Below are 17,125 nucleotides of genomic sequence, written 5' to 3'. Positions count from 1 at the left end.
ACTTCTACAAAAATGGTCTAGGTTTAACAGAGATTGAACGATTTAAAGGTCATAGCGGATATGAAGGTATTATTTTAGGATTGCCAAATGCAACTTACCATTTAGAATTTACACGTCATGTTGATGGTAGCCCATGTCCAGCACCTACTAAAGATAATTTGTTAGTTTTCTATATTACAGACCAAGAAGAGATTAATAAAGTTGTAAGTCGCCTTAACGAAATGGGTTATGAAGAAGTTGAGCCTGAAAATAAGTATTGGAAAGAAAAAGGAATCACAATCGAGGATCCAGATGGTTGGCGAGTTGTCTTAATGAATAGATCATATGATTAAGTTAGGAGGTTTTGTATGGATGCAGTTTTTAAAACAAAAGAGGGAATTTTCAACTACCGTGTAGCTGGTGTGTTAATCCATAATGGTTGTGTACTTTTACATAAAGACAAGGAAGATGACTTTTGGGCTTTGCCAGGTGGGAGAGTAGAAGTGACTGAAGAGGCATCGAAGGCTGTCGTTAGAGAATTTAAAGAAGAGATCGATGTTGATTTACTGGTCGAAAGGTTACTATGGTCTGTTGAAAGCTTTTTTACTCACAGAGAATCTAGCTATCATGAAATTGGGTTCTACTTTAAAGTTCAAGGGATTGATAAGGGGAAGTTACCTCAACAAGAATTGTTTTTTGGACATGAAGGGAACAAAGTTTTAATTTACAAATGGATCCCATTAGATCAACTGAATGACTACACTGTAGAACCTAGCTTTTTAAAAGAAGAATTGAAAGATTTAAATTCTAGTTCGAAACATATTGTTGTGCACGATTGAATTTTAGGGAGGAGGTACACAATGTTCTCATCAAACAGAATATATTTAAGAAAAGTTGAACTGGGAGACACAGAGCTTTACCAGTCATGGCTAAATGATGTAGATGTCATGTATTCAACTAACCCTTCACTAGATGTTTATTCATATGAAGATACAAGAAGATTTGTAGAAAATGTACTCGTAAATTCTAACACTTCCAAAAGCTATATCATTGTAGAAAGAAATGGTGAAACTATAGGTATTACATCTTTAATTAACATGGATTATAAAAATAGAAACGCCGAATGTATTATTGATTTGGGGAACAAACAATATTGGGGGAAAGGTTATGCGAAAGAAGCATTGACCATATTGTTAAATTACGCTTTTATGGAACTAAACTTACACAGAGTTTCATTGAGGGTTTTTGATTTTAATGAGGCAGCAATACACCTTTATCAAAAGTTAGGGTTTAAGGAAGAGGGGCGTAGCAGAGAATCCTTGTATAGGAACGGTGAGTGGCACGACATGATCCACATGGGTTTGTTAAAGAACGAATTTAATAACTAGAATGGAGGTAGAACGATGAGTCATAGATTACAACAATGGAAAAATCCAATCGTTCTACTAGCCTCATTGGGACTTGCCAATGTTGGAGACTTTATATATCTTGTCGCTATTAATATTATTGTGTATCAAATGACTGAGTCAGCTACGGCTGTTGCGTTACTTTGGATCATTGGTCCATTAACGAACATTTTAACGAAATTTTGGACAGGTAGTTACATTGATTATCGAAGTAAAAGAAAGATTATGATTCAGACATACATAGCACGTGGTTTACTCATTATGTTGATACCACTAGCACTTAGTGTTGTTGTTATCTACATATTGTTAGTATCTCTAAGTATTGCAAAAGCCTTCTTTGGACCTTCTTCTATGACATACACAACAATGCTTGTTCCCATTGACATGCGAAAAAGATTTAACGCCATTCGATCCTTCACATCGTCGTCCGCCTTTATCATTGGTCCTTCCATAGGTGGTTTACTTATTTTATTAACGAGTGTTAACGCTGCACTATGGTTTAATGGGGTTCTATTTATTGTAGCTGCTTTACTTTTACTTAGATTACCTGATTTAGGCGAACGAGAAAAATCATCTATTCCTAAATTGACGGCTCACAAAATTAAAGAGGATTTCTTACTTGTACTAAAGTTCTTGAGTGAAAACAAATATATATCATTTATTTATATTACCTTTATTTTAATTATGGTTGCGACATTCGCGATGGATTCACAGGAAGTTGTCTTCACTCAACAAGTGATTGGTTTGTCTGAGTTTGAGTATAGTTTATTAGTTAGTATTACTGGTATAGGATCAGTAACTGGTGGAGTAATTCTATCAGTATTTTCAAAGCATTTTTCCTTAAGGTATATGATTGCTGTCGGTGTGATTATGTCATCTATTGGTTATCTAGTTTATGCTTTTTCGTGGTCATTTCTGTCAATTACGGCAGGGTTTATTGTATTAGGCTTTTTCCTTGTCTTTTTAAACGCAGGGATTACGACTTTTTACCAAAACAATGTTCCGGTTGAACTAATGGGACGAATTACGAGCATTATTCAACTCATCCAAAGTATTGCGCAAATTTCGCTTATATTAATAGTTGGTTTTTTAGGTGATGTCATCTCATTAAGAGTCACGATTGTAAGTCTTGCTTCATTAATGTTTATTTCTGCAGTGGTTTACAGTTTATTTATATTTAAACCGAACTATCAAGGTTGTTACAAAGAAGAAAAGGAAGGTGTATAAAATGAAAGCACTATTAGTAATCGATGCACAAAATGGGATTGTGAATTTTAAAGACTTTTCAGAGGAACTATCGTTGATTGAAAAGGTTATTCGAGCCTTTAAAGCTGAAAACCTTCCGGTTATTTTTATGAAACAAGTGGATGACATGGAGGAAAGTCCACTCTATAAAGACTCTTCAGGTTCAGATCTACATCATTCATTAAATGATTACGCTGATTATGTAGTTGAGAAGAAGACGCCCAGTTCATTTTACAATACAAAGCTTAGTGAAGTTCTTGATAAGTTAAATATAGATCATTTATATGTTACTGGGTTTAACACGGAGTTTTGTTGCATGTTTACAGCAATTTCTGCATTCGACAGAGGTTATAAAGTCACTTTTATTGAAGATGCCACAGGAACAGTTAACTCAGAAGAAGAATATGAAATGCCTGGTCTAGATATTCGAGATTTTGTTGGAACAGCTTTGCATTGGACAAATGCAATAGAGGTGTTGGATTACGAAGAGTTTGAAGAGGAAGGGGCACTTAGGTGACGCTTGATAAGTTAAAAAAAGAGTTATCGCATATAAATGAATTTGTCTATTTTGATGAAGATGATTACTTACGTGAAAAAGCTTCTAACTTATCAAAAGTAAATGAGTTGATTAAGGCAGCTGAACAAATGTTGAATTTTTGTAAGATAGAAGAAGATCAGTTCTTTATACAAGGAGCATTAGGTAATTTATATAGGGTGAGCGAATGTCCTAAACGTTCTATTTATTACCTAGAACAGTGCTATGAATACGCAGTACATCATAACGACCTCAAGAAGGAAATTGTTACACTTATACGTCTAGGTGAAGCGCAAAAATATGCTGATCAACATGAACGAGCGATAAATTTATTTAACGAAGCAATTCGTAAATGTAAATCATTTAATGAAACTAAATTCTTAGACTTTGCCTTACAACATAAAGGTAAATGTTTATTGGAATTAAAGCGATTTGAAGAAGCGGAAAGTTGTTTGCAAGACGCGTATGCATTAAGGTTGAGGAAAAATAGTGATGAGTTAATCAATTCAACAAAGAAGGCAATAGATTTGTTGAAGTTTTTAAAACAAGGGTAACCACTTTGATTAGGAATAGTTAAAAAGTAATAAAGCTACCTTAATGGATAGCTCTATTACCTAATAGTTATGCATTATGCTGCTACGACTTTAATGAATCAATATATTGTTTACCTTCTACTAATGATAGACCTAATGTTTCCCTAGCTTTTTTTACGGCTTGTACATCATGCCCTTCTTCAATTAATTGTTTTAACTCGTCATTTATTGGTAGTTCTGTAGCATTTAATTGCTTAGAGACTTGTTCTAATTTATATTCAAGCCCTTTAGTTTTGTTTTTAAGCTGAATGGTTGTGATCAATAGATAAATGCTAACAAGTAATAAGATGCTTTCTATTAAACTAATTTCCATGAATAAGCACACACCTTTATATGTAAGTTGATCTTATTTTATCATAAAAAGTTAAACAATTTGAGGTTGATCGTCATGATTTGTTTAGTGTATGTGATGAAACTAATGTTGAGTTGTTGAGCTCTAGAAAACAGTTGTTAGATTTATTAGTTAGCTTATTTATAATTTCTAGAAGTTGAGACGAAGAGGGTAGTTTTGTCTCAGGTCTCTATTTTAGAATATGTATCTTGACTAACGATTATATCGTAATATAAGATATAATTGTTAGGAGGTAAAGTATGGAAAATGAAAATACTGCAATAGAAATAAATAAAAATTGGACTGACATTTATTATTTGCTGCACTACAGACATCTAGAAAATTTATCACACCAAGCGATTAGGCTATTACAACATATTAATAAGAGGGGTAATTGCTCAGTTAGTGATTTGGCGGAGTTACTAGGTGTTACTCATAATACTGCTTCTGAACATATAAAAAGGTTAACTAGCAAAGGATTAGTGATTAAAAAACGGAGTTCAAACGATGAACGAAGAGTTGTTATTTCATTAACTGATAATGGAGAGTTAGAACTTCATAAACATACACATTTAGATGAGTCAAAGTTGAATAAAGTTTTAGACAATCTATCTGTTGAGGAAAAAAATCAGGTTGAACAAGCTTTTTCTTTGCTTAGAGAGGAAGTAGTAAAGTGTTTTTCTTAACAAAAGTCATGGTATCAGCGATAATCATTGGTGCTGTAACAGAAGTAGCAAGGTACTTTCCTAAGTATGGTGGGATTATAGCAGCGTTACCATTAGTGAGCTTGTTAAGTTTATTTTGGTTAAGTGTACAAGGAGAGAAGATCACAAATTTAAGTAACTTTGCGCTTGGAGTATTATGGGGATTCCCTGCAACAGCAGTACTATTATTGGTAGTTGCTTTATCTTTAAGGCACACAATACCCTTAAGTATTTCTATTGGTTTGGGGTTAGTGTCTTGGTTTGTAGTGTTATACATTCAAGATATCTTGTTTAGGTCATGAATTTAAAATTAAAGGAGAACTTATATGTTAAACAAACAAGGTTTTGATTTATGGGCAAATGATTATGACAAAACAGTTCAAATTAGTGAAGAGAATAATGCATATCCATTTGCGGGTTATAAGGAAATATTAAATACGATTTATAATGAAGTGATGAGTCAAAAGGAATCTAAAGTGCTCGATATTGGCTTAGGTACTGGTGTTTTAGCGAGTAAATTGTACGATCACGGCCACCAAATAGACGGCATCGACTTTTCTTCTAAAATGATTGAGATTGCTAAGGGAAAAATGCCAGATGCTAATTTAGTAGAGTGGGATATATCAAATGGATTGCCGTCTGAAGTTATGGGAAATAAATATGACTTTATTATCAGCACCTATACGTTACACCATTTATCTTATCAAGATAAAGTTTCGTTTATAAAGCAGTTAGAATCAATTTTAAAAGAAAATGGTAAAGTGTTAATTGGCGATATCTCATTTGAGACACATGCAGCTCTTGATTCATGCTATGAAGATAATAAAGATTATTGGGACGAAGATGAATATTACTTTGTATATGAAGAATTAGCTTTATCTTTAGAAGCTGACTACAACGTCGTTTATAAGCAAATTTCTCATTGTGGCGGTGTGTTTATTATTACGAATAAATAAGCATTAAAGGCTTGGCAAATGCCAAGGCCTTTAATTTTTACACTTTACGAACTGGAATCCAGATCTCACTCACTTCATCTTTACTACTGACGATTTCAGGTGCTTCTGCGTGTTCATATTTTGATGAAGGGAACCATTCACTATAGATGCGTTGCCACGTCGTTTCAACAGCTTCCCAATCGCCTTCCACTTCAAAAATGGCCCAAGTGTGCTTAGGGACTTCTAAACGTGTATATGGGGAGGGCGTAGCTTTAGTCGTTGCAACTCCAAAGAAATAATCAATTTCACCTTCATTTTCATCCTCGTCATCACTTGTGTAATTGGTTAATACATGTAAAATTCCTGGTGGTTGTAAGTCGGAAAGCTCAGCTAGTTCCTGAATCGTATCATCAGTCGTCGTTTCCCAAAGTTTGACGACTTCGGGGTCTACATCATTGTCCTTTACTTTCATCCTTTGTTTAATCCCAACAATTGAAAAGGGTTTTTTCTCGATCATGCGTACATCCATTTCATTCACTCCTCTAACGGTTAGTTGGAAGGTCAACTTAGGATAAGATTTTAACGAGTAGCTCTGTTCTTTTATCTCAGACGGCATAAAACCATGAACTTGTTGGAAAGCTCGAGCAAAAGAATTAGGCGATGAGTAACCATATTTCAAGGCGATATCGATAATTTTGTTCGAACCACTTTTTAACTCCATAGCAGCCAGTGTCATCCGTCTTCTCCGAATGTATTCTGATAATGGAATTCCTGCTAAAAATGAAAACATTCGTTTGAAGTGATATTCTGAGCATTGAGCTTTTTGAGCTACTTGGCTATAGTCGATCTCGTTATCTAAATGTTTCTCAATATAATCTATAGCTTCATTCATTTGTTTTAACGAATCCATACAATCAACCTCCCAATAACTAGAGGATATCAACATACTAAAAAAACTCCGCACATTTTGTGCACGGATATGTGAGGTGTAATTCAATTCACATAAAAAAGTGATATCTTAACTAATAATACTATATGCTATACTATAATTAACAAAACGTAAGTGGTTTGAAGGAGTAATATGATGAATCTATTAATAGAATACCAGTGGGAAATCTTTATTTCATTAGAAGTATTATCTTTAGTTGCGTTGCTTTTATTTGGTATTATCCGTTATTACCTTGGGCATAAACAAAAAAGTTTAGTCTTTATTTTGTTATTTATCGTATTATTAGTAATCGAAGCATTTTTAGGAATCATCATCTATCAAGAAACAGGTGAATTCTCAACCTTTCAATTAATAATCTTAATTTTTGTAGTTTATGCATTAACTTTTGGTATTAATGACTTCCGCAAATTAGATCGTTGGATGCGTAAGAAGTTTGGGGATTGGCGTGGGGTAGATCTATTGACGGAGAAAGATTATGCCATAATGGAACGCCAAAACGATCCTAAATATGTAGCTAAAGTTAATCGTAGAAGTGCTATGGTTCATTTAATTATTTTTGTCATTGTTCAAGGTTACTTTTGGTCTCTTGGAACAGAAAGTTTTGAAGATATGGTAGGTTATCTAACAGACTTATCTTGGTTTGAAGCAGGAAATTATGAAAATTCACCATACCCGAGTGAGACGTTGTATAGTATTGGTATGTTATGGATTGTCATTTTTGTCATTGATTTTATTTATTCTTGGTCTTATACCATTTTTCCAAATTCGAAGTCTTAATAACTTCTTGCATATAGACGAATAGAGGGGGAGAACCGTGGATGGTCAATATTATGTTGGTTGGGGGACTCTTGCATTAATTAATGCAGGATTGGCCCAAGGGAAAAATCGTTCGGGTCTTAATTGGTTTCTTGCATCAATCTTTTTAGGTCCAATAGCAACTTTTATTCTATTAATTTTTGAGAAATTGCCAGCAGGTGAAAATTATTAGAACTCGACTGTACTTTTACAGCCGAGTTTAATTTTTGACACCTCTCCAAAAAACACTCCATATATCATTTAAATATTGGTCTAACTCTGAGTCTCTAAGTGAGTAGTAACGAACGTCTACATCTAAATTATAAAAGATAAACAAGTAATTTTTTAGAACAACACGACTTGGTAGTGTTGGGTCAATTTCTTGGTTAGATTGTCCTAGCTCAACAATTTTGATCAAAGCTGATTCGAGTTGTTCTTCACTTTTCTTTATTAATGGTTTAATTTGAGCTTCAACTTCGTAAGGTGTAAATAAAACAAATCGGTAAAAGAATTCACCTAAAAATTCGAGTTGGTATTCATTAGTATAAGCTTGATGTAATACATTATAAAGTGTATCTTTAGAAGATTGACCTTTTTTTTGATCAATTGTTTTTAGAACAAAGTCAACATACTCTTCAGTCACTTGCTTAACGGCGCTATAAAAGATGGCGTCTTTATTTTTAAAGTGGGCATATAGTGACGGCTTCTTAATATTAACTTGCTCGGCAATTTTGGTCATGGACGTTGCTTCATAACCATATTCAGAAAAAAGTTGAATGCTCTCTTTTATAATTTGTTCTTTTTTACCCATGTTTGTCACCCTTTTCTTATATTAATAGGTGTGCTAAAATGATATTATAAATACAACCTACCGTTTGTTAGGTTATCTTGATTTTATCATAACATGGTAAGGAGGAAAGATAAAGATGCTAGAATATATTTGGTTAAGTTTGACGGCGTGGTTTATGGGGTTCTTTCCTCTGTTTGAAATATATCTCGCAATTCCAGGGGCCATGACGATGGGGTTAGATGTTGTATCGGCGATCATTTGGTCGAGTCTCGGTAATTTTATAGCGATTCCTTTAATTGTGGTCTTTTATAATCAATTGTCAAAGATTAAAAGGTTAAATAAATACTTTATTAAACTATCAAAATCTAAATTTAGTCACCGTATAAGTCGAAATGGCTTTACGTTTATACTATTTGCAACACCAATTATAGGGGCTTGGGCTGTCGCTGTTATTGGAAAGTTTGTAGGAATGGAAAAGGGTAAGCTTCTCGTTTCATCAGCTATTAGTATTGGTTTATATGGTGTGATCTTAGGCGTGTTAACCGAATTCGGGATTAATACTTTTTTTAGTTAATTAAACCTAACGACCGTTTGTTTTGTCCGATTGACAATTCAGCGACTTTAAGAGATAGTAATGGTGAGAACAAGCTTCTCATTTAAAATTGAATGAGCCTTATGGTGCTTTAAAAAGCTGAAAAAGGGAAGGTTGGTGCAAGTCCAACGCGGTCCCGCCACTGTAATGAGGAGACATATAGAAGATCCACTGTTCAATGAATGGGAAGGGCTATATGTTGATGAATCTGAGCCAGGAGACCTGCCATAAGGAAGAACATGAATTCCTACGGGAGATAGGAGGGTGTTACGTCATGAAAGACAACCATTATGGTGTGGTTCCATGATTAAGGTTAATCCTCACTCAAAGTATATTAATTTAGGAGGTTAACTGTTGGAACCAATTCCTGTAAGTTATTCGAAGATGAAACAGACGAAGCTTGTATTGCCACCAGATACAAACCATTTAGACACAATTTTTGGTGGGAAAGTATTAGCATTTATTGATGAAATAGCAGCATTAACGGCCATGAAACATTCAAATGCCGCTGTTGTAACTGCGTCGATTGATTCGGTGGACTTTTTATCATCTGCAAAAGTAGGCGATGCGTTAACGTTAGAAGCGTTCGTCACAAGAACTGGGCGTACTTCAATGGAAGTGTATGTGAAAGTTTACGCTGATGATTTATTACGAAGACATAAAGAATTAACGACAGAGTCATTTCTAACAATGGTTGCTGTTGATCAAGATGGTAAGCCTACTCAAGTGCCTGAAATTATTCCTGAGACCGAAGAAGAGAAAAGATTATATGATACCGCACTTGCTCGTAAAGAACATCGAAAAAACCGGTCATCACTAAGATAAAAGAGACCCAGCTAACTAAGTTTAGCTGGGTTTGTTAAAATTATTGGAGTAACCTAAACATAAAATGCGCAGAAAAGTATCCAAGCCCTATTATTAAAGTTGCGAATGTCACAATCGTACTATACTTCAAATACGGCTCTTTTAAATAGCTTCTCAAATTATTTCCCTCCATGTAAATGTTAAGTCTACCATAACCTACCATATTTAAAAATTATAGTAGTAAAATTTGTGGAAATTTGTGTTAAAATTTAAATAAGTATTTCGGTGAAAGTGGTGGTTATATGCTATTAACAGTAGATATAAAAGAGGCCAAGTATAATGAGAATCAGGTAGTGTTAAGTGACATTCAATTTTCTATACCTGCTGGTAGCTTAGTAGGTTTAATCGGCCCAAACGGAGCTGGGAAAAGTTCCATTATTAAGTCGATTATTGGTGTTATGCCAGTATTTGAAGGAGAAGTCGATTATAAGGAATACTCATACATACCAGAGAGACCTATTTTTTATGATGGGTTAACATTGTGGGAGCATATTGAGTTTTTATATTCGACTTTATCAGTTGATGAAGGTGCTTTTTTCGCTGATGCAGAAATCTTATTAGAGAAGTTAAAGTTGTCGAGTGTTGTGCATGATTTGCCTAATTCTTTCTCTAAAGGAATGCAGCAAAAAGCGATGATGGTGTTAGCTTTTTTAAGAAAGCCTCATTTGTATATTATTGATGAACCTTTTATGGGATTAGATCCGCAAGCCATTAACTTATTTCTTCAACTAATTAATCAAGAAAAAGAACGAGGTGCAGGCGTTTTATTATGTACTCATGCTTTAGATACAGCTGAGAAGATTTGTGATGAGTTTGTTTTGTTATCTAACGGTAAAATACTAGTGCAAGGTGAATTACGAGCTGTTCAAAAAGAAAGTCGACTGGTCGGCGGTTCGTTATTTGATTGCTTTAATATATTAACTGAGCGTGACGCTTATGGTGGCTAACCAATTGTTTAGAGAAAGGTTGAAGCAAGACTTTCAAAGACAGTTGAAAATTGTTCGGACTGTTATTGATTGGACAACAATAGTTTACCTCATTTTACCTTTGGTCACGATTTTTATGTTAGATGTTTGGATCAGCCCCGGTCAATACTGGAGTGAAGATATTCCTTTTTATGGTGTAAGTCTATTGATATTGCTTTTTTGTTCTAGCGGCAGTATTAGAACTTATCTGTATGAAGCGGATTTATTGTTTTTGATACAGCGACCTGATCTTATGAAGCGTTTGCGTTTATATAGTTTTGGGCTATCAGTCGTGAAATCGGCTACGCATATCTTAATGGTCCTACTTTTGTTTTTGCCAGTACTTCTCGTCATTTATGAACTTAAAGTAATGGATTTCATTTTTCTGATGCTGCTATTGATGGGATATAAAACAACAATATTGTTCATTAGGAAAAGGTTTAACCATGTAATAATTAGTGTACTCATGTCTTTCATTGTTTTAGGTTTAGTTGGGATGACTTTAACTTTTATCTCTCCAGCAGTATATGCGGGAGTTTGGGTAGTCCTTACTTTCATTACAGGTTACTTATTTATGAAAATGGACTATAAACGTCGCTTACTTAAAGAAATAGAAATGGATAATCACTTAAGAAATAGATTGATAAACATGATCTTTCATATGTCGAATGATGTGGAAGTTGATATGAGAACTAAACCGATGAAGAGGGTTAGGCTAAGGTCTAAGAGACTATTTAAGAAGAGGACAGAAGAAAATGTTTTATTAGAAATTCTAATTAAATCTGTCATAAGACATTATAAGTATATCGGATTTTATCTACAAATTATGCTAGTAACACTGTTTGTTATTATAATCGTCCCATCTTATTGGTTTGTTGCTATTATTTATATTAGTTTTATAGCTTTTATCCACTCTTGGTTTAACAGTGTATATAACCAACTAGTTTCTAGTGATTTTTTCACTGTAGTACCGTATTCGTATTCTAAGACGATTTTTGCGAAGAAGCGGTTTAAAAGATGGATGACGCTTCCGTCAATTATACTTGTAACGTTAGTATTAACGGCTAAAATTTGGTTGTAATTGGAGTGTGTTAAGATGTCGATTCTATTTTGTTTACTTCATACCTTTGAATTAGGCGTGAAATGATCAGCTAAGTTTGTAATTTGTAATACGATGAAATTAGATTTTAAAATTAGTAGAGAAGTGGTGAAGTATTGATGGGGAAAAGTGAAAGTGTTGTACTGACTAATATGTGCATGGTTTATGATGGTGAATACATATTAGTTCAAAACCGTATTAATAAAAGTTGGCCAGGGCTGACGTTTCCAGGTGGACACATAGAACGAGGAGAGTCATTTGCTGATTCGGTCATTCGTGAAGTTTATGAAGAGACTGGTTTGACAGTTAAATCACCAGTTCTTTGTGGTGTAAAACAGTTTAAGCCAAAGGATGCTGATCGTTATATTGTTTTCTTTTATAAAACAGATCAATATGAAGGCGAATTGACTTCTTCTGATGAGGGGGAAGTCTTTTGGATCAAAAAGGACGAGCTAAGGGATTATGAGTTGGCCAGTGATTTTGAGAGTATGGTAGAAGTGTTTGATTCTGAACAGTTAAGTGAGTTTTTCTATAATGAAAATTTTGAGATGGAGTTATTATAGGGTTATTTTGGAGGGGTTAAAATGGAGATTACGTTCGACCGTCCATTTATAGCAACGCAAAAGTTCTTAAATATTAAACAAGGTAATGTTCCAATAGGTAAGATGAGACGTTGGGTTCGTCCACCTAAAGAAAGACCTTCAACCAACCCTCAATATGACGTTAACATTGAAGTGTTAGGATCCACTGATTATCAGATTACACAACAGTCATTCTCTGTCCGCGAAGGTTACTATTGGGAGCTTCGTCAGGACAATCAAATAATATCATCCATCACTAGTTCAAAAGGATTGAAAGAAAAGCATCGAGTCGACTACCATTTTAACGAATCTGTTCTAACAATCGAAGCAGATTGGAGTATGAAGCCTGAAGGAAAGATCTTGATCGATGACCGTGAAGTGGGAAGGACACTCGGGGGAGGTTTTTTAACTAATCGCCATTTCTTAGTCGAAATTGACTCCACATCTGTACAGTTGGATCCGAATTTAGTAGCGGGTATCGCCTATACGTTTTGGTGTTCGAATAATCGGGGTTAAAATATAGTGATAATTAAATATAGTTAGGTGTAAACAATGATACAAAGCAAAGAAGAAATAATAAGAATCGCAAGTAAGTACGGCTTACGTCTAAAAGAAGCATCCATTTCGTTTAATCAATCTGGGTTAGATTTTTTAGTGGTAATGGCGGAGGACCATCATGGTGACAAGTGGATTCTTCGTATTCCTTGACGAGAAGATGTTACTTCAGGTATTCAAAAAGAAAAAGCAATTCTTGAAGTCGTTAAGCCAAATGTTAACTTCCAAGTTCCAAACTGGGAAATTGAAAATCATGAACTGATTGCATATAAAGCTTTAACAGGCGTACCTGCAGCAACAGTCAATCAAGAGAAACAACAATATGATTGGGTGATGGACCCGGAACGTGTAAGTGAGACGTTTACAACATCATTAGCAAAAGTCATGACATCGTTACATCAAATTCCGTTAAGTAAAGTTGAAGAACAAGGCCTTGAAGTGAAATCGATTGAACAAGTACGTTCTGAAATGGAAACACGTATGCATAATGCAAAAGCTGAATTCGGTGTGGCCGATCACCTTTGGAAGCGTTGGCAAAATTGGCTTAATAATGATTCAATTTGGCCCGATTATACAAGTTTTACTCATGGTGACCTTCATGCAGGACATATTTTAATTGCTGAGAAAGAAAATGTTACGGGTTTAATTGATTGGACTGAAGCTAAAGTAGCGGACGTCTCAAATGATTTCGCAGGTCATTTAAAAACACATGGCAGTCAGGAACTAGGTATGTTAATTAACGCATATGAACGAGCAGGTGGATGTGTATGGCCAAAGATGAAAGAACACGTTGTTGAACTAACTGCTACTTACCCAGTGGATATTGCTGAGTTTGCTCTTAAATCTAATATTGATGAATATAAACAAATGGCTAAGGAGTCATTGAACTTATAAATAAGGAGAGCATAATACTGGCTCTCCTTATTTTAGCACTATTAACGACAATAAATGACCAAAGATTGTCGGGTTAACTATTTCAACTCCTGTTATCGTATTAGTTGAGGAGGGATTGTGTGGATTTTATTAATAGAATGAATCAAGGTATTAAGTATGTTGACCGTCATCTTACAGAAAACATTGACTTTGGAGAGTTGGAACGTATCACACTTTGCTCAGAGTATCATTTTAAAAAAATGTTTTCTTCTCTATCAGGCATTCCGTTGTCTGAGTACATTAGACGTAGGCGGTTAAGTTTAGCGGCATTCGAATTAACTAACACCAACTTACGTGTCATAGATATTGCTTTAAAGTATGGATATAATTCGTCAGATTCGTTTGCAAGAGCTTTTCAAAAGGTTCATGGGATTACGCCATCAGAAGCTAAGAAAGATGGGTATTCACTTAAATCTTATCCACCAATGACTCTTCAATTATCAATTGTAGGAGGAAATGAGATGGAGTACAGAATTGTTGAGAAAGAAGCGTTTAGTATTGTTGGGCTAAAAAAGAGAGTGCCCATTATTTTTGAAGGAGTTAATCCAGAGATTGCCTCAATGTGGGAAAGTTTAAATGAAGACATGATAAAAAGCTTAAAAACTTGTCTAACATTGAACCGAGAGGCTTAATTAGTGCGTCTACTAATTTTTCTGAAGGAAGAATGGAAGAGAAAGGTGAACTTGATCATTATGTAGGAATTGCAACTACACAGGAGTCAACAGGTTCATTCTCAGAATTAGCTGTTCCAAAATCAAGTTGGGCTGTGTTTAATGTTGAAGGTCCTTTTCCAGAAACCTTGCAGAATGTTTGGGGGAGAATATACTCAGAGTGGTTTCCATCATCAAATTATGAACAGGTTGAAGGACCGGAAATTTTATGGAATGAAGAAATGGATTTATCATCGCCAAAATTTAAGAGTGAAATATGGATTCCAGTTAAAAAATCATAGCAATAGAAATGGGAGACGTTCAAAGGTGAACGTCTCCCATTCTCTTTCAAGGGAAAAAGGGGAATACAGCTTAATGAATATTTATATGGTTATTTACCCGTTAATTTTTGAGGTGAAACATTTTTAAACAAAAAAAATCCTTACTTTGTACGGTTATATTGATTTTAGTATAAATATTAATTACAGTATTTTGATCATTAGTATTACCCTTTAACGATTACGGCAACCATACTGACAGGTAAGGGCGTAAAACTACGGTGTAAGGTATATGACTATGGATCCACGGGTTACCGATTATAACCCAAGCTCCTTTTATTTTGGATGAAAAAAGAAAACTTGGCTCGCTGCCAAGTTTTCCTGCGGTTAGTGATGATTCGGATTTATGTCTTCGAGGTTAAAGCCCCTGAATGTAATTTCTTTTTCTAGTAGGTTAATAAAATCCTTAGATAAGTTAATCTCAACCGCTTCATGATAAGCGTTAATTAATGTTGAATCATCTAAGTTAGCCAATGGTTTCTCCCCCTAGCTCTTTACTACTACAAAACATATACCCACATATGTAATGTTCAAACTTGATTCAGATGAATTTTTACCCACAAATTATAGTATACACAATGTATATGAAATTTCTAGGGGTTTGTCCAGTTTTTTTGTATTTTTTTATAATTGTTAACACTTTGTAAAGGTAAAAGGCCAAAAATCGACATTAGTTAGTCAAAATGTTCTTTATAACGTCCATGATACATAAACAAACTCCTCAAGTAGACAATAAAAGTATCAGTGTGTTTATATGGAAGTAATAAAAGGAAAAGTAGGGATATGATGACGAACTTTGGTTGGAACTTAAAGAATAGCTATGCTGAGCTACCGAATATATTTTACAGCGAAGTTGAACCAACACCAGTGGAATCTCCTCAACTCGTGTTTCTAAATGGAGGTTTAGCTGAGTCATTGGGGTTAGACCCTCAAGCTTTGCAGTCAGAAGAAGGTGTTGAAATCTTTTCTGGAAACAAAATTCCTGAAGATTCCAAGCCGATTGCACAAGCATATGCAGGCCATCAGTTTGGTCATTTTACCATGTTAGGGGATGGCCGTGCCCATTTGTTAGGTGAACAAAAAGCTCCTAATGGTAAACGATATGATATTCAGTTGAAAGGTTCTGGGCCAACACCATATTCAAGGCGAGGTGATGGTCGAGCGGCATTAGGGCCGATGTTAAGAGAATATATTATGAGTGAAGCGTTGTATGCATTAGGTATTGCTTCAAATCGTAGTCTTGCGGTCGTTGTAACAGGTGAACCAGTTTATCGCGAAACTGTATATCCTGGTGCCATTTTAACGCGTGTATCAGAAAGTCATCTTCGTGTCGGAACGTTCCAGTATGCACGTCAGTGGGGGACTGAAGATGATTTGAGAAAGTTAGCTGATTATGCGTTGGAGCGACACTTCACAGGTTATGAAGAAGTTGAGAATCGTTATTTATATTTGTTAGAAGAAGTTGTGAAAAGGCAAGCTAAAGTCATAAGTCAATGGCAATTAGTCGGTTTTATACACGGTGTCATGAATACAGATAATATGACGATAAGTGGTGAGACGATTGATTACGGACCGTGTGCTTTTATGAATGCTTATGACCCTGAGACAGTGTTCAGTTCAATTGATGAGCAAGGCCGTTATAAATATGGGAACCAGCCACGAATTGCGATGTGGAACTTAGCGAGACTAGCAGAAAGTTTACTTCCTATTATGAGTGATGACCCTGAATCGATGGTCGAAGTTGCCGAAAAGACGGTTTATCAATTTATAGAACTTTATAAAGAGCATTGGATGGAAGGCATGCGTTCGAAGATAGGTTTGTTCAACGTTGAAGAAGCAGATGAGACGTTAATTGATGAATTGTTAACGTTAATGAAAGACCATGAAGCTGATTTCACGAACACGTTTCGCTCATTAACATTAGGAAAACTTGAAGGAATGGATCTATTCGATTCAGAAGGGTTTACGAACTGGTATGAAAAATGGCAAGAACGCTTAAGGCGACAAGATGAATCAGGCGAACAGTCGAAGGAATTGATGAAGCAATCTAATCCATCAGTTATTCCGCGGAATCATCGAGTGGAAGAAGCATTAGAAGCTACGGAAAATGACGGTGATTTAACGGTGATGGAAAACCTTCTACGAGTTCTTTCTAAGCCTTACGCATATACACCAGACCAAGAAGAATATACCAAATTGCCGCCAGAATCTGATGATGATTACAGGACATTTTGCGGGACATAAGTCTAGTATCTTAAAAAAGGTTAGGAGTTTTCCTCCTAACCT

The 17,125-nt window shown here is 35.1% G+C and carries 22 protein-coding genes, 2 pseudogenes and 1 riboswitch; of the genes and pseudogenes, 20 read left to right on the top strand and 4 right to left on the bottom strand.

Annotation, left to right across the window (positions count from 1 at the left end):
• The 6 genes from A194_RS0107590 to A194_RS0107565 all read left to right on the top strand — a co-directional run.
• Nucleotides 1-332, top strand: a 332-nt coding sequence (locus A194_RS0107590) for a VOC family protein (RefSeq protein ID WP_017186258.1), incomplete at its 5' end; no start/stop codon positions are given.
• 15 nt (nt 333-347) lie between these two features.
• A complete protein-coding gene (locus A194_RS0107585) occupies nt 348-818 on the top strand; it encodes an NUDIX hydrolase (RefSeq protein WP_017186257.1) in 471 nt (156 codons plus the stop codon).
• A 21-nt stretch (nt 819-839) separates the two neighbouring features.
• On the top strand, nt 840-1,367 hold the full coding sequence (locus A194_RS0107580) for a GNAT family N-acetyltransferase (protein WP_017186256.1): 528 nt from the start codon (nt 840-842) through the stop codon (nt 1,365-1,367).
• A gap of 15 nt (nt 1,368-1,382) precedes the next feature.
• Nucleotides 1,383-2,612: an MFS transporter gene (locus A194_RS0107575; protein ID WP_017186255.1), complete on the top strand. Its 1,230-nt coding sequence runs from the start codon at nt 1,383-1,385 to the stop codon at nt 2,610-2,612.
• Nucleotide 2,613: 1 nt separating this feature from the next.
• Nucleotides 2,614-3,147: an isochorismatase family protein gene (locus A194_RS0107570; RefSeq protein WP_017186254.1), complete on the top strand. Its 534-nt coding sequence runs from the start codon at nt 2,614-2,616 to the stop codon at nt 3,145-3,147.
• Entirely contained in the window at nt 3,144-3,719 is a 576-nt protein-coding gene (locus A194_RS0107565) for a tetratricopeptide repeat protein (protein ID WP_017186253.1), read from the top strand. The genes A194_RS0107570 and A194_RS0107565 overlap by 4 nt, the downstream gene beginning before the upstream one ends.
• 82 nt (nt 3,720-3,801) lie before the next feature.
• Here A194_RS0107565 and A194_RS0107560 read toward each other — a convergent pair whose 3' ends face one another.
• Nucleotides 3,802-4,071, bottom strand: a complete 270-nt coding sequence (locus A194_RS0107560) for a hypothetical protein (RefSeq protein WP_017186252.1) — start codon at nt 4,069-4,071, stop codon at nt 3,802-3,804.
• Between the two features lie 278 nt (nt 4,072-4,349).
• Between A194_RS0107560 and A194_RS0107555 the strand changes: the two genes are divergently transcribed.
• Genes A194_RS0107555 through A194_RS0107545 form a run of 3 tightly spaced genes read left to right on the top strand, consistent with a single transcriptional unit; the run spans nt 4,350 to nt 5,749 of the window.
• Nucleotides 4,350-4,775 (top strand): MarR family winged helix-turn-helix transcriptional regulator, encoded by a 426-nt coding sequence (locus tag A194_RS0107555; protein WP_017186251.1) that lies wholly within the window; start codon nt 4,350-4,352, stop codon nt 4,773-4,775.
• Nucleotides 4,763-5,095 (top strand): DUF3147 family protein, encoded by a 333-nt coding sequence (locus tag A194_RS0107550; RefSeq protein ID WP_017186250.1) that lies wholly within the window; start codon nt 4,763-4,765, stop codon nt 5,093-5,095. The genes A194_RS0107555 and A194_RS0107550 overlap by 13 nt, the downstream gene beginning before the upstream one ends.
• 24 nt (nt 5,096-5,119) lie before the next feature.
• A complete protein-coding gene (locus A194_RS0107545; RefSeq protein ID WP_017186249.1) occupies nt 5,120-5,749 on the top strand; it encodes a class I SAM-dependent methyltransferase in 630 nt (209 codons plus the stop codon).
• 37 nt (nt 5,750-5,786) lie between these two features.
• Here the strand turns inward: A194_RS0107545 and A194_RS0107540 are convergent, their stop codons facing one another.
• Nucleotides 5,787-6,638, bottom strand: a complete 852-nt coding sequence (locus A194_RS0107540) for an AraC family transcriptional regulator (protein WP_017186248.1) — start codon at nt 6,636-6,638, stop codon at nt 5,787-5,789.
• Nucleotides 6,639-6,812: 174 nt separating this feature from the next.
• Here A194_RS0107540 and A194_RS0107535 point away from each other — a divergent pair, with 174 nt between their 5' ends.
• Together A194_RS0107535 and A194_RS20520 are read left to right on the top strand one after the other, a co-directional pair.
• Nucleotides 6,813-7,454 (top strand): hypothetical protein, encoded by a 642-nt coding sequence (locus tag A194_RS0107535; RefSeq protein WP_017186247.1) that lies wholly within the window; start codon nt 6,813-6,815, stop codon nt 7,452-7,454.
• A gap of 37 nt (nt 7,455-7,491) precedes the next feature.
• Complete coding sequence (locus A194_RS20520) at nt 7,492-7,665, top strand: hypothetical protein (protein ID WP_017186246.1); 174 nt, start codon at nt 7,492-7,494, stop codon at nt 7,663-7,665.
• Nucleotides 7,666-7,692: 27 nt separating this feature from the next.
• Here A194_RS20520 and A194_RS0107525 read toward each other — a convergent pair whose 3' ends face one another.
• Nucleotides 7,693-8,283 carry a TetR/AcrR family transcriptional regulator gene (locus A194_RS0107525; protein WP_017186245.1) on the bottom strand — a complete coding sequence of 197 codons (591 nt, stop codon included), beginning with the start codon at nt 8,281-8,283 and terminating at the stop codon, nt 7,693-7,695.
• Between the two features lie 115 nt (nt 8,284-8,398).
• Here A194_RS0107525 and A194_RS0107520 point away from each other — a divergent pair, with 115 nt between their 5' ends.
• The 8 genes and pseudogenes from A194_RS0107520 to A194_RS17800 all read left to right on the top strand — a co-directional run bounded on the left by A194_RS0107520 (nt 8,399) and on the right by A194_RS17800 (nt 14,803).
• Entirely contained in the window at nt 8,399-8,836 is a 438-nt protein-coding gene (locus A194_RS0107520; RefSeq protein ID WP_017186244.1) for a small multi-drug export protein, read from the top strand.
• A gap of 85 nt (nt 8,837-8,921) precedes the next feature.
• A riboswitch (cobalamin riboswitch) is annotated at nt 8,922-9,098 on the top strand.
• Nucleotides 9,099-9,208: 110 nt separating this feature from the next.
• On the top strand, nt 9,209-9,679 hold the full coding sequence (locus tag A194_RS0107515; protein ID WP_017186242.1) for a hotdog domain-containing protein: 471 nt from the start codon (nt 9,209-9,211) through the stop codon (nt 9,677-9,679).
• Nucleotides 9,680-9,960: 281 nt separating this feature from the next.
• The gene (locus tag A194_RS0107510) at nt 9,961-10,665 is read left to right on the top strand and encodes an ABC transporter ATP-binding protein (protein WP_017186241.1); all 705 of its coding nucleotides are present in this window, start codon (nt 9,961-9,963) and stop codon (nt 10,663-10,665) included.
• 4 nt (nt 10,666-10,669) lie between these two features.
• Nucleotides 10,670-11,764, top strand: a complete 1,095-nt coding sequence (locus A194_RS0107505) for an ABC transporter permease (RefSeq protein ID WP_017186240.1) — start codon at nt 10,670-10,672, stop codon at nt 11,762-11,764.
• 137 nt (nt 11,765-11,901) lie between these two features.
• Entirely contained in the window at nt 11,902-12,345 is a 444-nt protein-coding gene (locus tag A194_RS0107500) for an 8-oxo-dGTP diphosphatase (protein WP_017186239.1), read from the top strand.
• Nucleotides 12,346-12,366: 21 nt separating this feature from the next.
• A complete protein-coding gene (locus tag A194_RS0107495; protein ID WP_017186238.1) occupies nt 12,367-12,879 on the top strand; it encodes a hypothetical protein in 513 nt (170 codons plus the stop codon).
• 36 nt (nt 12,880-12,915) lie between these two features.
• Nucleotides 12,916-13,812, top strand: a pseudogene (locus tag A194_RS17805) (macrolide 2'-phosphotransferase).
• Between the two features lie 119 nt (nt 13,813-13,931).
• Nucleotides 13,932-14,803 (top strand): annotated as a pseudogene (locus A194_RS17800) (AraC family transcriptional regulator).
• A gap of 363 nt (nt 14,804-15,166) precedes the next feature.
• Here the strand turns inward: A194_RS17800 and sda are convergent.
• Nucleotides 15,167-15,313, bottom strand: coding sequence for a sporulation histidine kinase inhibitor Sda (sda, locus tag A194_RS19760; protein WP_017186234.1), 147 nt, complete (start codon nt 15,311-15,313; stop codon nt 15,167-15,169).
• 312 nt (nt 15,314-15,625) lie between these two features.
• On the opposite strand from sda, the gene A194_RS0107475 reads away from it, so the two are divergent.
• Complete coding sequence (locus A194_RS0107475) at nt 15,626-17,083, top strand: protein adenylyltransferase SelO (protein ID WP_017186233.1); 1,458 nt, start codon at nt 15,626-15,628, stop codon at nt 17,081-17,083.
• Nucleotides 17,084-17,125: the final 42 nt, after the last annotated feature.

This window comes from Alkalibacillus haloalkaliphilus C5 (assembly GCF_000269905.1).
Lineage (GTDB): Bacteria > Bacillota > Bacilli > Bacillales > Alkalibacillaceae > Alkalibacillus > Alkalibacillus haloalkaliphilus_A.
This window is presented reverse-complemented; position numbering and strand designations above follow the sequence as displayed.